Raw genomic sequence first — 15,336 nt, forward strand, 5'->3', positions numbered from 1 at the left:
TTGCCACGCGCGTCCTTCGGCACCGATGCTGACGGCGTGATGCAAGACCCGCAGCAGACGGGCCAGGGAGGATTCGGGATGACCTATGCAACGCTCGCCGACCGCGAGGCCATCGAGAAGGAGATGCCCTTCGCCGACCGCGACCTGCCCAAGACCGTCTGGCAGATGATCCAGCGGACCGCGGACGCCCACGGCCCGCGCCCCGCGATCACCTATCAGCTCTTCTCGGGTCCGACGGACAAGGCCGAAACGCTGACATGGAACGATTTGCGCGTTCAGGTGGCCCAGACCGCCAACATGCTGCGCGCCTTGGGGGTGGGAGAGGGCGATACCGTCGCCTTCCTTCTGCCCAACTGCACCGAGACGGTTCTGACCTATGTGGGCGGCATGGTGGCCGGCGTCGTCAATCCGATCAACCCGCTGCTGGAATCCGCCCAGATCGCGGCCATCCTGCGCGAGACGGATGCCAAGGTGCTGGTGACGCTGCGCGCGTTTCCCAAGACGGACGTGGCGCAGAAGGCGACCGAGGCGGTGGCGCTGGCCCCCGGCGTCAGGCATGTGGTCGAGGTCGATCTGCACCGCTATCTGACGGGGGCGAAAAAGCTGATCGTGCCGCTGATCCGGCCCAAGGTGAAGGTGACGCACGATGCGCAGGTCCATTCCTTCGCCAAGCTGGTCGCCGCCCAGCCGCGCACCCTGACCTTCGCGGATGCGACCGCCGACCGTGTCTGCACGCATTTCCATACCGGCGGCACCACGGGGATGCCCAAGGTCGCGCAGCACCGCTATTCCGGCATCATCTATAACGCGTGGCTGGGGTCGCGGCTGCTGTTCACCGAACGCGACGTGCAGATGTGCCCGCTGCCGCTGTTCCATGTCTTCGCCGCCGTCGTGTCCCTGGGCGCGTCCCTGGGATCGGGCGCGCATGTGGTCTTTCCCACGCCCGCCGGCTATCGCGGCGAGGGGGTGTTCGACAATTTCTGGAAGCTTTGCGAACGCTATGGCGCGACCTTCATGATCACCGTGCCGACGGCCGTGTCCGCGCTGATGCAGCGACCGGTGAACGCCGACATCTCGAAACTGCGGTTGGCCTTCTGCGGGTCGTCGCCGCTGCCGGTCGAGTTATACAAGCGGTTCGAGCAGGCGGCGGGCGTCACCATCTGCGAGGGCTATGGCCTGACCGAGGCGACCTGCCTCGTGTCGATAAACCCGCCCGCCGGCACCAAGAAGATCGGATCGGTCGGCCTGCCGTTCCCCTATACCGAGGTGCGCATCCTGCGCGATACCCAGGATGGGCCAGAAGCCTGCGGCGTGGACGAGGTGGGCGAGATCTGCGTCTCCAGCCCCGGCGTCATCCCCGGTTCGACCTATACCGAAGCCGACAAGAACCATCGGTTGTTCCATCACGACGTCTATCTGCGGACCGGCGATCTGGGGCGGATCGACGCGGACGGCTATCTGTGGATCACCGGACGCGCCAAGGATCTGATCATTCGCGGTGGTCACAACATCGACCCCGCCCAGATCGAGGAGGCTTTGTCGGGCCATCCGTCCGTCGCCATCGTCGGGGCCATCGGCCAGCCCGACGCCCATGCCGGCGAACTGCCCTGCGCCTATGTCGAACTGGTCGAGGGCGCCAGCGTCACGCCGGACGAACTGATGGCCTATGCCCGCGACAAGGTGGCCGAACGCGCGGCATGGCCCAAGCATGTCGAGGTTCTGGACGAGCTGCCGAAAACCGCTGTCGGCAAGGTCTTCAAGCCCGATCTTCGCAAGCGCGCCATCGGTCGTGTCTACGATGCGGCGCTGAGCGATGCGGGACTGCCCGCGCGCGTGGCCGAGGTTGTCGAGGACAAGAAGCGCGGGCTGGTCGCGCGGCTGGAACGCAGCGGCCCGGTCGAGGATGCGGCGGTGGCGGCTGTGCTGGGCACTTTCACCCGGCCCTGGGAATGGCGCGACGGCACTCCGTCCTGACGCGGGGCCTGCTTGCGCACGGGCGCGGGCGGCCCTAGCTGCCCCTCAGCGCCCACGACGAAGGAGACCGGCACAATGGCAATCACCCGCGATGCGGTGGTCGAGGCGCTGCGCGACGTGGCCGACCCGGTGGACGGTCAGGACATCGTGACATCGGGCATCGTCCGCGCCCTGACGATTGAGGGCGATGCGGTCCGGTTCGTGATGGAGGTCGCGCCGGATCGGGCCCCTGCCTACGAACCTGTCCGCGCGCAGGCCGAAGCGCGGGTGCGTGCGCTGCCCGGCATCGGCAAGGTGTCGGTCCTGCTGACAGCGCACAGCGAAAAGGCCCCGCCGCCCGAACTGAAGCCGCGGCGCGCGACTCCGCCCGGCGGGCCCGCCCGTATTCCCGGCGTCAAGCATCTGATCGCCGTCGCCTCGGGCAAGGGCGGTGTCGGCAAGTCCACGGTCAGCGCCAACCTTGCCTGCGCGCTGGCGCTGGAAGGGCGCCGGACCGGGCTGCTGGATGCCGATGTCTACGGTCCCTCGCAGCCGCGGATGCTGGGCGTCAGCGGACGACCGGCCTCGCCGGACGGCAAGACCATCCTGCCGATGCGCAATTTCGGCGTCACGATGATGTCGATGGGCCTGATGCTGGACGAGGGGCAGGCGGTCGTCTGGCGCGGCCCGATGCTGATGGGGGCGTTGCAGCAGATGCTGCTTCAGGTTCAATGGGGCGATCTGGACGTGCTGATCGTCGATCTGCCGCCCGGCACCGGCGACGTGTCGATGACGCTGGCGCAGAAGGCGCATCTGGACGGCGCGATCATCGTCAGCACCCCGCAGGACGTGGCGCTGATCGACGCGCGCAAGGGGATCGACATGTTCGGCAAGCTGAAGACCCCGATCCTCGGCATGATCGAGAACATGAGCACCCATGTCTGCTCCAATTGCGGACACGAGGAACACATCTTCGGGCATGGCGGCGTCGCCGCCGAGGCGGAAAGGCTTGGCGTTCCGCTGCTGGCCGAGATCCCGCTGCATCTGGACGTGCGGCGCGCCAGCGATGGCGGCGCGCCCATCGTCGTGTCGCAGCCCGACCATCCTGCCGCGCAGGTCTTTCGTCAACTGGCCCGCCGGCTGGTCGCGGACGGGGTCGCCTGACCGCGGATCGCCTCAGCCGCGTCCGGTATCGGTCGAGACGCGGCTGACGATCGTGCCGTCCGCGGCGCAGGTATAGCGGACCGACCGATTCGCATACCAGAAGGTGACGCGAAAGCGGCCGGCATCCTCGTCCTGCCCGTCTTCGGCCATGCTGGTGATCCGCCCCGTTCGCATCAGGTCGGGCACATCCGCCGGGGCAAGGTCGAAGGCCGCGGCCAGCAATTCGGCGGGCACGACGATGCGCCCGTCCGCCCGTTCGATGCGGGCCGCGTCGTGGGGATCAGGCGTCGTCGTCATCCGGGTCGTCGTCCACGCCTTCATGCGTGTCGGGCAGATTGAAGAAGCTGTCGGCGTCGCGCACGTCGCGGGTATCTTCCTTCAATTCCTCGCCCGTGGTGGAAAGGGTGAACGTTCCAAGCTCCGAGATGGCCGAGGGAATGCGCGATTCGGGTCCGGCGGCCAAACTTTGTTCGGTCGAGACCAGCTTGCGCCGTTCGTCGTCGGTCATCACCCCGCCTTCGCGCAGCTTCTTGGCGGCGGCCTTCTGCACCGCCTGATCCAGTTCCGACTGCTTGCAAAGCCCCAGCGCCACGGGGTCGATCGGTTCGAGATGGTTGATGTTCCAGTGCGTGCGTTCGCGGATCGCCTGGATCGTCGGCTTGGTCGTGCCGATCAGGCGGGCGATCTGGGCATCGGCCAGCTCGGGGTGGAACTTGACCAGCCACAGGATCGCGGCCGGGCGGTCCTGCCGCTTGGACAACGGCGTATAGCGCGGGCCGCGGCGCTTTTCCTCGCCCACGGCGGCCGCGTTGAATTTCAGCTTCAGCTTGTAGGCGGGGTCCGCTTCGCCGCGCTCGATCTCGTCCTGGGTCAACTGGTTGTTGGCGACGGGATCGAACCCCTTGACGCCCGTGGCCACGTCGCCGTCGGCGATGCCCTGAACCTCAAGCTCGTGCATGCCGCAGAAATCGGCGACCTGCTTGAAGGTCAGCGTGGTATTGTCCACCAGCCAGACCGCGGTGGCCTTGGCCATGATCGGTTTGTCGGCCATAGAAAGCTCCTTCACATATCTTCCCCGCCGCCCGGTGAGGGGCGACCCGGAAGCCGGGCCAAGTCCGCATTGTCGGGGAACTCGGATCCCGTATAATCCCGCGATGGCCCGAGGGAAAGCAAAAACCGGAATTGCGCTGGCGCTGCTTTTGCTGGCCGTGGGGCCGGCCAAGGCCGACGATGCGGGCGTCTTCGACTACTGGATCCTGGCGCTGTCTTGGCAGCCGACATGGTGCGCGCTGGAAGGCGACGCGCGCGGTGCGGAGCAATGCAACCGAAGCGCGGGGTGGGTCCTGCACGGTCTTTGGCCGCAATACGAGCGCGGCTGGCCGGAATATTGCGCGACCGATCAGCGCGATCCCACCCGCGCCGAGACGGGTGCGATGGCCGACATCATGGGCGACGGCGGCGCTGCCTGGTATCAATGGAAAAAGCATGGTCGCTGTGCGGGTGTCGCCGCTGACGAATATTTCGGCCTGGCGCGGCAGGCTTACGACGCCATCGCCCGCCCAGCGGTCTTCCGGCAGATGGAACGGCCCCTGAGGATGCCCGCAAGCGTGGTCGAGGAGGCATTTATGACGGCCAATCCCGCGCTTTTTGCCGATGCGGTGACGATCACCTGCAAGGGCGGGCGCATTGCCGAAGCGCGGATTTGCCTCTCCCGCGACGGCCTGACGCCCCGCACTTGCGGAAACGATGCAATCCGCGATTGCCGGATGACCGACGCGCTGCTCGACCCGGTGCGCTAGCTAGTCGGGCCGCAGCGGCACGCGGCCCCGCGGCGTCAGCGTCCAGCTTTCGCGTCCCTCGAAGACGACCGGCACCAGCGGATTGCCATATCCCGCCCCGCCGTCGAGGTTGACCCGGTTGCCGTAATGCCGCGGATGGTCCAGCGCGGTATGGCCATGCACGACCAGCGGACCGTGATCGCGCGTATCTTCCAGCCAGCCCTGGCGGATCCACAGCAGATCGTCGGGATCCTGACGTTCAATCGGGATACCGGGGCGCAGCCCTGCATGAACGAACAGCAACGGGCCGTCCGCCACCCAGAGATCCAGCGTCGCCAGAAACTGGATATGGGCCTCGGGCACCGCCTCGCGCGCGGCGATGACCAGTTCCTGCGGGCCCAGGCGGCGGCCGTCGATGTCGTAGGACGACAGCGTTTCGCGGCCGCCATTGTTCGTATGAAGGAACGCCGCCCCTTCGCGCGACCGCAATCCATAGGAGGCAAGCGTCGTCGTGCCGCCCAGCCGGCGGTTCATCCACGACAGGCCGGATTTGATGCGGTCGTCGTTCTGCGCGCCGTCGGTGACGAAGCGCAGGAACATGCGGTCGTGATTGCCCATGACGAACCGCCACGGGCGGCCCGCATCGCGCCCGTCGATCAGGCGATCCAACACGCCGCGGCTGTCGGGGCCGCGGTCGGTATAGTCGCCCAGGAAGACGACAGGCGCATCCGGTCCGCCATCCGTCTCGATCAGCGCCAATGCGCGGTCGAGCGCGGCCGCCTGGCCGTGTATGTCGCCGATGGCATAGATCATCCCGCGTCCCCCATGCGCCCGTCATACCGCATGGGGAACGCGATGCCAGCCGTCACATGGCGAAGCGCAGCGGACGCACGGCCTGGAACATGCCGGTCGCTTCCAGCTTGGCCAGAACCTCGGGCGGGGGCTGGTCGTCGAGATAGAGAAGCGCGATGGCATCCTTGCCGCGCTCGGCCCGGCCAAGCGTGAAATTGGCGATGTTCACGCCGTTTTCGCCCATCGTCTGCCCCAGCGTTCCGATGATGCCCGCACGGTCCTGATTGGTCGTATAGAGCATATGCGCGCCGATCTCGGCGTCGATGTTGATGCCCTTGATCTGGATGAAACGGGGCTTGCCATCGCTGAAGACGGTGCCGGCGATCGACCTTTCGCGATCCTCGGTAGTGACGGTGATCTTGATGTAAGCGTCGAAGACGCCTGTCTTTTCCTGCGTCGTGGTGGACAGGTCGATGCCGCGTTCGCGGGCCATGACGGGGGCGCTGACCATGTTCACGTCGGGATTGCTGGCCTGCATCAGGCCGGCCACCGCGGCGGCGTTGAGGGCGGCGGTGTTCATCTCGGCCACCGCGCCGTCGTAAAGCACGTTGACGGCGACGATCGGTTCCTCGGTCATCTGCCCGGCGAAGGCGCCCAGATGTTCGGCCAGCTTCAGCCACGGCCCCATCACCTTCGCCTCCTCGGCGGTGACGTTGGGCATGTTCAACGCGTTGCTGACGGCGCCGGTCAGCAGATAATCCGCCATCTGTTCAGCGACTTGCAGGGCGACATTCTCCTGCGCCTCGGTGGTGGCGGCGCCCAGGTGGGGGGTAACGACGACGCCCGGCAGGTTGAAAAGCGGGGAGGCGGTGGCCGGTTCTTCGGCGAAGACATCGAAGGCGGCGCCGGCGACGTGCCCGGATTTCAGCGCATCGGCCAAAGCCTGTTCATCGACCAGGCCACCGCGCGCGCAGTTGATGACGCGGGCGCCGGGCTTGAGACGGGCGATGTTTTCGGCCGACAGGATGTTGCGGGTCTTGTCGGTCAGCGGGACATGCAGGGTGACGAAATCGGAATTCTCGAGCAGTTCCGGCAGCTTGACTTTCCGCACGCCAAGTTGCACGGCGCGCTCCTCGCTCAGATAGGGGTCGTAGGCCAGCACCTTCATCCGCAGCCCCAGCGCCCGGTCGATGACGATGGAGCCGATATTGCCGGCGCCGATGACGCCCAGGGTCTTGCCGGTCAGCTCGACCCCCATGAAGCGGGATTTTTCCCATTTTCCGGCATGGGTCGACGCGTTGGCTTCGGGGATCTGGCGGGCGACGGCCATCATCAGACTGATCGCGTGTTCGGCGGTAGTGATGGAATTGCCGAAAGGCGTGTTCATCACGATGACCCCTTTCTTGGACGCGGCGGTCAGATCGACATTGTCCACGCCGATGCCCGCCCGGCCCACGACCTTGAGATTGCTTGCGTTTTCCAGCAACTTGGCCGTGACCTTGGTGGCCGAGCGGATGGCGAGGCCGTCATATTCGCCGATGATTTCGGCAAGGCGGTCCTTGTCCTTGCCCAGTTTCGGCTCGAACGTCACGTCGATGCCGCGGTCGCGGAAGATCTGCACGGCGGTTTCGGACAGCGCATCGCTGACCAGCACTTTGGGGGCCATCGGGGGCACTCCTTCAAGAATGAAATGTCGGGGGCGGACGGGCGAAACGTACAACTTGTACATTTCGCCCGCCGAAATGTACGTTTCAGGCGGCCGTGGCCAGGGCCGCGCGTTCGGTGCGATAGGCCCATTCGATCCACGGCATCAGCGCCGCCAGATCGTCGGCCTCGACCGTCGCGCCGCACCAGACCCGCAGGCCCGGCGGGGCGTCGCGGTAGCTGCCCACGTCATAGGCGACGCCTTCGGATTCGAGCCGCTTGGCCACCGCCTTGGCGAAGGCCGCGTCGCCCGCGACGGCGGGGTCGGTGAAGGTCAGGCACACGGACGTGTTCGAGCGCGTCGCCGGATCGGCGGCGAGGTTGGCGATCCAGTCACGGCCTTCGCAGAAATCCCAGACGATCCGCGCGTTGGAATCGGCACGGTCGAAAAGGCCGCGCAACCCGCCCACCGACCGGCCCCAGGCGAGGGCCTGCAACCAATCCTCGACGCAGAGCATCGAAGGGGTGTTGATGGTTTCGCCGCGGAAGATGCCTTCGATCAGCTTGCCGCCTTTCGTCAGGCGGAAGATCTTGGGCAGGGGCCAGGCGGGAGTATAGGATTCCAGCCGTTCGACGGCACGGGGCGACAGGACCAGCATGCCGTGCGCGGCCTCGCCGCCCATGACCTTCTGCCAACTGAAGGTGACGACATCGAGCTTGTCCCAGGGCAGCGGCTGGGCGAAGGCGGCGGATGTGGCATCGCAGAGCGTCAGGCCGCCGCGATCCGCCGGGATCGCGTCGCCGTCCGGCATCCGCACGCCGCTGGTGGTGCCGTTCCAAGTGAAGCACACGTCGCGGTCGTAATCGAGGGCCGCCATATCGACGATATCGCCGTAATCGGCGGTATGGGTGCGTGCATCCAGCCGAAGCTGCTTGACCGCATCCGTGACCCAGCCCGCGCCGAAGCTTTCCCACGCGACCATTTCGACGGGCCGCTGGCCCAGCATCGTCCACATCGCCATTTCGAACGCGCCGGTATCCGAGGCGGGCACGATGCCGAGACGGTAATCGTCGGGAAGCCGCAGCAGATCGCGCGTCTGATCGATGGCGGCGGCGAGGCGGGCCTTGCCAATGGCGGCGCGGTGCGACCGGCCCAGAGGGGCATCGCCGAGGGCGTCGAGCGAGAAGGCGGGGGGCTTGGCGCAGGGGCCGGAGGAGAAGCGCGGATTGCGCGGCTTCAGGTCCGGCCGCCGGGCCGGAATGGGGTCGGTCATCGGTGGTATCCTTGCAGATATATGCCCTTCGTTGGGGAAGGGTGTCCCGCCGACCGATCTAGCGGCGGGATGTGACCGCCGCAAGCGGAAGTTGCGAAGGATTGTGCCGGATGAGGGCGGGTATGGGTATTTGTGGAAAGATGAAGGGTCAGGCCGGCGCGTCGCAGGCAAGCCCGGCTTCGGCATAATCCTTGAAGCCGCCCATGCTGGACACGTCGGTATAGCCCATCTCGATCAGGGTGCGCGCGGCCAGCACCGCGCGTCCGCCCGAGGCGCAATAGAGAATCACCGGGCGGTCGGGACGCAGGGCGTCGTTATAGTAGGGCGAGGCGGGATCGGCCCGGAATTCGAGCATCCCGCGCGAGACGTTCAGCGCGCCCGACGCCTTGCCGGACTGGGCGACCTCGGACGGGTCGCGCACGTCGAGCAGCAGCGCGCCGTCCTCGTCGGCGCGGCGGCGGGCCTCGGCCGCGTCGATCTGCGTCACGTTCGAGCGGGCGTCGTCGAGAAGGGCCTTGAGGGTCACGGTCATGTCGGGTTCCTTTCCTGTCGGGCGTCAAGCCGCGAGCAGTTCTTCCAGATGCGCCTGTGCGGCGGCAAGGTCGCTGCGGAAATCCTGCATGGCGGCCTCTTTCGCGGAAGCGTCGGGGACGCGCAGCAGATAGCTGGGATGCAGGGTGATAAAGACGGGCGTGCCGTCCTCCGTCGCCTCGATCGTGCCGCGCCGCTTGAGGATGCCGGCGCCGGTGCCGGTCAGCGATCCAACGGCGGTGGCGCCCATCGCCAGGATCAGGCGGGGGCGGATCATCTGGCGTTCGATGTCCAGCCACCAGCGGCAGGCGGTGATTTCGCCCATGTCGGGACGCTGGTGGATGCGGCGCTTGCCGCGCGGTTGAAACTTGAAATGCTTGACGGCATTGGTGACGTAGGCGCCGCCGCGGTCGAACCCGGCCTCGTCCGCGAGCCTGTCGAAAAGCTGGCCGGCGGGACCGACGAAGGGGCGGCCCTGCAAATCTTCCTGATCGCCGGGTTGTTCGCCCACGACCATCAGCGGCGCGTCGTGCGGACCTTCGCCCGGCACCGCCTGCGTGGCATTGGCATGCAGGTCGCATCGGGTGCAGCCTTGCAGGCGGCGCAGGAAGTCGGCGCGGTCTTCGGGCATGTCGCCTTCCATACGGGAGAGCAGATCCATCGCATCGTCCTTCGCGTGTCGGGCCGCGATCCGGGCGGCCCGGACCGGCGGCAGGGTTGGGGCGGCGTCCTGCATGGCGCGGGCGCGGGCGCTGGCCCCCGCGATCATGGCGGGAATATGGGCGGCCTCGGGCATGTTGCGCCAGTATTTCTTCGGCATCTCGGCCTGCATCGCCTTCACCTTCAGGCGGGCGGGGTTGAAGATGTTCCTGAAATAGGTGGTCCAGAGATCTTCTGTCGCATCCTCGGGCAGCGGCGGTTTCGCACCGCCATCGGCGAAGGACAGCGATTGCGCCGTGCTAATGGCGGTCAGGTCGGGGGTGAGGATGATCCAGTCCATGTCGCCGAAGCGGTCCGAGAAGAAGCCGCGGGCCAGCGGCTCGACGATATGGTGCTGAGGTTCGAACCATGCGGCGAAGCGGCGGCGGGGCGGGGCGGCGGCGTCGATCTCGCGGAAGCGCAGGAACGCCTTCATCTTGTGCTTGTCGCGGTGAACGGATTTCTGCATCGCCAGCAACCGGCCGACCAGCGGATCGGCGCGGTCGGCCATCAGATGCGGCGCGCCGCGCAACCGCCAGAGCAGCGTATAAAGCAGCGCGAAGCGTTCGGGATCGGCGTGCCAGGCGACGGTGCCCGCCAGATCGACGAAGGCGCGGGGAACGCGCAGCGCCGGGTCGGGCGTGGGCAGGGCGGCGGGGCCGTCGGCAAAGAGATCGCCCGCGCCGCCGTCGTAATGCCACAGGATGTCGTCGGGGGGGGTGTCGGCCGAGACGAGCGCGCGGGCCGCGTCGCGCCAGGCGGCGGCGGTGCCCAGTTTCGGCAGGGCGACCGTCGGCATCAGAACAGCGAAAGCTGCATCGGCGGCGGAGCGAAGCGGGTGCGCAGCGCCGCGCTGTCGAGGGCCGCGCCCGGAGACCAGCCGCCGGCCGAGATGAAGCTGCGGGCCTTTTTCATCGACGCGCCCATGCGGGTCAGATCCTCGTATCGCAGGGTGCGGTGACGCCGCGCGGCCAGGATGCGGTTCACCGTCTTGACGCCGAAACCCGGCACCCGCAGCAGCGGTTCCCTTGCGGCGCGGTTCACGTCCACGGGGAAGTGGTGACGATTTTGCAGCGCCCAGGCGAGCTTGGGGTCGATATGCAGGTCGAGATTGCCGTCGGGGGTGGCGCCGGTGATCTCGGCCAGGTCGAATCCGTAGAAGCGCAGGAGCCAGTCGGCCTGATAGAGCCGGTGTTCGCGTTCGAGTGGCGGCCGGATCAGCGGCAGCGCGGCGGTGGCGTCGGGAATGGGCGAGAAGGCGGAGTAATAGACGCGCTTGAGGTGATACGCGGAATAAAGGCGCGTGGCGTTGCCCAGGATGGCCGCGTCGTTCGAGCCGTCGGCGCCGACGATCATCTGCGTGGACTGCCCGGCGGGCGCGAAGCGCGGCGGACGCTTGCCAGTATGCGATCGGTCCTTCGCCGCCTCGCGCGTCAGGCGGACGTCGGCCATCGCCTTGCGGATCGTTTCGGGCTTCTTCTCGGGGGCATAGGCGCGGACGCTGGCATCGGTCGGCAGTTCGACGTTGATCGACAGGCGGTCGGCGTGACGACCCGCTTCCTCGATCAGCAGGGGGTCGGCGTCGGGGATGGTCTTGAGGTGGATATAGCCGCGAAAGCCGTGCTTCGTCCGCAGGTCGCGGGCAATCTGCACCATGTCGGCCATCGTGGCGTCGGGCGAGCGGATGATGCCCGACGACAGGAACAGCCCCTCGATATAGTTGCGGCGATAGAATTCCAGCGTCAGCGACACGACCTCGTCCGGGGTGAAGCGGGCGCGGCGCACGTTCGAGCTGACGCGGTTCACGCAATAGGCGCAGTCGTAGATGCAGAAATTCGTCATCAGGATCTTCAGCAGGCTGATGCAGCGGCCGTCCGGCGCATAGGCATGGCAGATGCCCGAGCCTTCGTTGCTGCCCAACCCCTTGCCGTCGCGCGAATTGCGTTTGTCAGACCCGCTGGAGGCGCAGGACGCATCGTATTTCGCGGCGTCCGACAGGATCGCGAGTTTTTCCTGAAGATCCGGTCTGGCCATCGCCGGATAGTATGTTCGCCCTTGGTTCGCGGCAAGGGGCGGCGTCGGGTTGCGGCAATCCGTCCGTGCTTGACCGGACGGGGCGGCGCGCCGCTAATTAACGCGACAGACGGGGGGCGGCATGCAGGTCGATATTGCGATCGTCGGCGGCGGGATCATGGGGGCGTCGATCGCCTGGCATTTGACGCGGGCCGATCCGGCGCTGCGGATCGCGGTGATCGAGCGCGATCCGAGCTTCGAGCATGCGTCCAGCACCGCCACCAATTCGTGCATCCGGCAGCAATTCTCGACCGCGGCGAATGTGCTGGTGTCGCGCTATGCGGCCGAGGTGATCGCGGATTTCCCCGAAGCCACCGACGATCCGGCCGCGCCGCGCATCGCGACGGATTATTTCGGATACCTCTATCTGGCGGGCGACGAGGGCGCGGTGGCGGGGTTGCGGGCCGCGCAGGCGGTGCAGCGGTCCTGCGGGGCGGCGACGCGGCTGATGACGCCCGAGGAGATCATGGCCGAGTATCCGTTCTTCGACCTGACCGGCATCGTTCTGGGCAGCCAAAATCCGCGCGACGAAGGCTGGTTCGACGGCCATGCGATGTGGGAATACTGGCGGCGGGCCGCGCGCCGTGCCGGCGTCGTTTTCAGGACGGGCGAGGTCGCGGCGCTGCGGATGGCGGGGGGCCGGATCGGTGCCGCGGTGCTGGCCGACGGCACCAGCATCGGCTGCGGATGGCTGGTGAACGCGGCGGGGCCGCGCGCGGCGGCCTTGTGCGCCATGGCCGGCTGCGCGATCCCGGTCGAGCCGCGCAAGCGCTTTACCTATGTCTTTCGCGCCGCGACGCCGCTGCCGTGCCGGTTGCCGTTGACCATCGACCCATCGGGCGTGCATGTGCGCAGCGACGGCGACGCCTATATGGCCGGTTGCCCGCCGCGATACGACGGCCCGGTCGCGCCGGACGATTTCGAGGACGACCCCGATCTGTGGATGGACAAGGTGTGGCCGGTGCTGGCGGCGCGCATCCCTGCCTTCGAGGCGATCCGGCTGACGCGAAGCTGGGTGGGGCACTACGCCTGGAACCCGCTGGACCGCAACGCCATTCTGGGGCCGCATCCGGGCTGCGCCAACCTGATGCTTTGCAACGGGTTTTCGGGCCACGGGCTGCAACAGGCCCCGGCGATGGGGCGCGGGGCGGCGGAATGGATCGTGTCGGGGCGTTTCACGACGCTGGATCTGTCGGCCTTCACGCCCGCGCGGCTGACCGGCGCGGGTATCGCCGAGGCGGCGGTGATCTGAAGGCGGCGGAAACGGTGAAAAGTGGGGCTTATCGGCATCATGATCGGCGGCTTTTCGCGGATCGGGCCGGTTAACGCTTCCGCCGCTGTCATGTTCGCGGGCATCTGTTAAGGAACAGTCGAACGCGCCCCCGAGTCGCGAGGGGCCGACCAGAGCAGTATTGGCAGCAGATGTCCCCAGACGACGACAAGCGCCTATTCGCCGGCTTGCGGCGCCGGGCCGGGCGGGTTCAGGACGCGTTGTTCTTCCGCATCCTGCGGCTGAACCGCGACGCCAAGCGCGCCTTCTTCCTATTGACCGATACGGTGACCATGCTGGCGGCCTATGCCTTCACGCTGGCGGTGCAGGGGCTGGGTGTCGGACGGCTGGGCGAGCCGGGCAAGGAATGGCTGATCCTGGCGCTGATGGTTCTGATGACGGCGGTGATCTCGGTCTATCTCAAGATCCCCAACATCCGGCTGGTCAGCTTCGATTCCAGGGGTTTCGGACGCATCGGGCTGATGGCGGCGCTGGTCGTGGCGACTGGCGTGGCGCTGCATTTCCTGGGCGGCGTCGCGCTGGGCATGGGGACGTTCATCGTCTTCGGGCTGATGTTCTTCGTCTTCGCCGCCGGCGGCCGGGTCGCCATGCTGGAGGCGCTGACGCATCTTTACCGCCGCCAGCGCCCGCGATGCCGGGTGCTGATCTATGGCGCGGGGGCCACGGGGATGCAGCTGGCGCGGGCCCTGTCCAACCATGAGAGCATCGACCCGGTGGCCTTCGTCGATGACAGCGTGACGTTGCAGGGGCTGACGGTGGCGGGCCTGCCGGTGCTGCGGCCGGTGGACATCGCCAAGATCGCCCAGGAACGCAAGGTGGACCGCGTGCTTCTGGCGATGCCGTCTCTGTCGCACCCCAAGCAGCTGCAACTGAGCCGCCGGATCGTGAAGGCGGGGCTCGAGGTTCAGGCGCTGCCATCTTTCGCGCAACTGATCGGCGAGGAAGCGCTGATCGAGAAATTCGTGCCGGTGCGCACCGCGTCGCTGCTGGGCCGCAAGCCGGTGAACCGGCGCCGCCATCAGGGCCGCGAGATGCTGGAAGGCAAATCGGTGCTGGTCAGCGGCGGCGGCGGGTCCATCGGATCGGAGCTGTGCAGCCAGGTGCTGGATTGCCGCCCCAAGCGGCTGGTCATCTTCGAGCTGTCCGAACTTGCGCTTTACGAGGTCGAGCGCGCGCTGAGCCAGCGCGCCGCCGATATGGGCGCGACGCTGGTGCCGGTGCTGGGATCGGTGACGGAAGCGCGGCTGGTGCGCCGTGTCCTGGCCGAGCACGACGTGGACGTGGTGCTGCATGCCGCGGCCTACAAGCACGTGCCGATGGTCGAGCGCAATTCGCTGGTGGGGCTGGCCAACAACGTGCTGGGCACCTGGACGCTGGCGCGCGAGGCGGCGAGCGCGGGGGTCGAGCGGTTCATCCTGATTTCGTCCGACAAGGCGGTGCGGCCCACCAACATCATGGGCGCGTCCAAGCGGCTGGCCGAACAGGTGGTGCAGGATCTGGCCGCGCGGTCGCAGAAGACGGTCTTCGCCATGGTGCGGTTCGGCAACGTCATCGGGTCGTCCGGGTCGGTCATCCCCCTGTTTCAGGAACTGATCGAACGCGGCGGCCCGGTCACGGTAACGCATCGCGACGTGACGCGGTATTTCATGACCACCGAGGAAGCGGTGGGGCTGGTGCTGGTTGCGGGATCGTTCGCCAAGGGGGGCGAGGTCTTCGTGCTGGACATGGGCAAGCCCGTGCGGATCTGGGACATCGCGCACCAGATGATCACCGATGCCAACTATACCGTGCGCGACGAGGCCAATCCCGACGGCGACATCGAGGTGATCGAGACCGGCCTGCGTCCGGGCGAGAAGCTGCATGAGGAGCTGATCATCGGCGAGGGGCATCTGACCACCGCGCACGAGAAGATCTTCTGCGCGCACGAGGCGCATCTGAGCGAGATCGAGGTCGCAACGGCCATCCGGTCGCTGCGCGAGGCGCTGTCCTCGGGCGACGAGGCCGCGGCGCTGCGCGTCGCCTGCCGCTGGGTCGAAGGCTATGCCGACGCGCACGAGCAGGCCACGCTGGCGCTGGGGGTCTGACTTGCGCGCGTCGCGGGACGGTGGGCTGTTGCCGCGCCGTGCCCGCCGCGCTA

The 15,336-nt window shown here is 67.3% G+C and carries 13 protein-coding genes; 5 read left to right on the forward strand and 8 right to left on the reverse strand.

Features of this window, described 5'->3' with window-relative positions; genetic code table 11:
- The first annotated feature begins 78 nt into the window (after positions 1-78).
- Together OCGS_RS10000 and OCGS_RS10005 are read left to right on the forward strand one after the other, a co-directional pair.
- Entirely contained in the window at positions 79-1,974 is a 1,896-nt protein-coding gene (locus tag OCGS_RS10000) for an acyl-CoA synthetase (protein WP_007427123.1), read from the forward strand.
- Between the two features lie 75 nt (positions 1,975-2,049).
- The gene (locus tag OCGS_RS10005; protein WP_007427124.1) at positions 2,050-3,117 is read left to right on the forward strand and encodes an Mrp/NBP35 family ATP-binding protein; all 1,068 of its coding nucleotides are present in this window, start codon (positions 2,050-2,052) and stop codon (positions 3,115-3,117) included.
- A gap of 12 nt (positions 3,118-3,129) precedes the next feature.
- Here OCGS_RS10005 and OCGS_RS10010 read toward each other — a convergent pair whose 3' ends face one another.
- Both OCGS_RS10010 and OCGS_RS10015 read right to left on the reverse strand, forming a co-directional pair.
- Positions 3,130-3,414 (reverse strand): DUF6522 family protein, encoded by a 285-nt coding sequence (locus OCGS_RS10010; RefSeq protein WP_007427125.1) that lies wholly within the window; start codon positions 3,412-3,414, stop codon positions 3,130-3,132.
- The gene (locus OCGS_RS10015) at positions 3,398-4,168 is read right to left on the reverse strand and encodes a DUF1013 domain-containing protein (protein ID WP_007427126.1); all 771 of its coding nucleotides are present in this window, start codon (positions 4,166-4,168) and stop codon (positions 3,398-3,400) included. Before OCGS_RS10015 ends, OCGS_RS10010 begins: the two co-directional genes overlap by 17 nt.
- A gap of 103 nt (positions 4,169-4,271) precedes the next feature.
- On the opposite strand from OCGS_RS10015, the gene OCGS_RS10020 reads away from it, so the two are divergent.
- Complete coding sequence (locus OCGS_RS10020; protein WP_007427127.1) at positions 4,272-4,916, forward strand: ribonuclease T2 family protein; 645 nt, start codon at positions 4,272-4,274, stop codon at positions 4,914-4,916.
- On the opposite strand, the gene OCGS_RS10025 is transcribed toward OCGS_RS10020, so the two are convergent.
- The 6 genes from OCGS_RS10025 to OCGS_RS10050 all read right to left on the reverse strand — a co-directional run bounded on the left by OCGS_RS10025 (position 4,917) and on the right by OCGS_RS10050 (position 11,869).
- Positions 4,917-5,708, reverse strand: a complete 792-nt coding sequence (locus OCGS_RS10025) for a metallophosphoesterase (RefSeq protein ID WP_007427128.1) — start codon at positions 5,706-5,708, stop codon at positions 4,917-4,919.
- 52 nt (positions 5,709-5,760) lie between these two features.
- Complete coding sequence (serA, locus tag OCGS_RS10030) at positions 5,761-7,353, reverse strand: phosphoglycerate dehydrogenase (RefSeq protein ID WP_007427129.1); 1,593 nt, start codon at positions 7,351-7,353, stop codon at positions 5,761-5,763.
- Positions 7,354-7,438: 85 nt separating this feature from the next.
- Entirely contained in the window at positions 7,439-8,605 is a 1,167-nt protein-coding gene (locus tag OCGS_RS10035) for a phosphoserine transaminase (RefSeq protein ID WP_007427130.1), read from the reverse strand.
- Positions 8,606-8,753: 148 nt separating this feature from the next.
- Positions 8,754-9,137 (reverse strand): rhodanese-like domain-containing protein, encoded by a 384-nt coding sequence (locus tag OCGS_RS10040; RefSeq protein ID WP_007427131.1) that lies wholly within the window; start codon positions 9,135-9,137, stop codon positions 8,754-8,756.
- A gap of 24 nt (positions 9,138-9,161) precedes the next feature.
- Entirely contained in the window at positions 9,162-10,634 is a 1,473-nt protein-coding gene (locus OCGS_RS10045; protein WP_007427132.1) for a UdgX family uracil-DNA binding protein, read from the reverse strand.
- Entirely contained in the window at positions 10,634-11,869 is a 1,236-nt protein-coding gene (locus OCGS_RS10050) for a putative DNA modification/repair radical SAM protein (RefSeq protein WP_007427133.1), read from the reverse strand. Before OCGS_RS10050 ends, OCGS_RS10045 begins: the two co-directional genes overlap by 1 nt.
- A 121-nt stretch (positions 11,870-11,990) precedes the next feature.
- Here OCGS_RS10050 and OCGS_RS10055 point away from each other — a divergent pair, with 121 nt between their 5' ends.
- Positions 11,991-13,160 (forward strand): NAD(P)/FAD-dependent oxidoreductase, encoded by a 1,170-nt coding sequence (locus OCGS_RS10055; RefSeq protein ID WP_007427134.1) that lies wholly within the window; start codon positions 11,991-11,993, stop codon positions 13,158-13,160.
- 170 nt (positions 13,161-13,330) lie between these two features.
- Complete coding sequence (locus OCGS_RS10060) at positions 13,331-15,283, forward strand: polysaccharide biosynthesis protein (RefSeq protein WP_007427135.1); 1,953 nt, start codon at positions 13,331-13,333, stop codon at positions 15,281-15,283.
- The last annotated feature ends 53 nt before the right edge of the window (positions 15,284-15,336 follow it).

It is taken from the genome of Oceaniovalibus guishaninsula JLT2003, from assembly GCF_000299575.1.
Classification (GTDB): Bacteria; Pseudomonadota; Alphaproteobacteria; order Rhodobacterales; family Rhodobacteraceae; genus Palleronia; species Palleronia guishaninsula.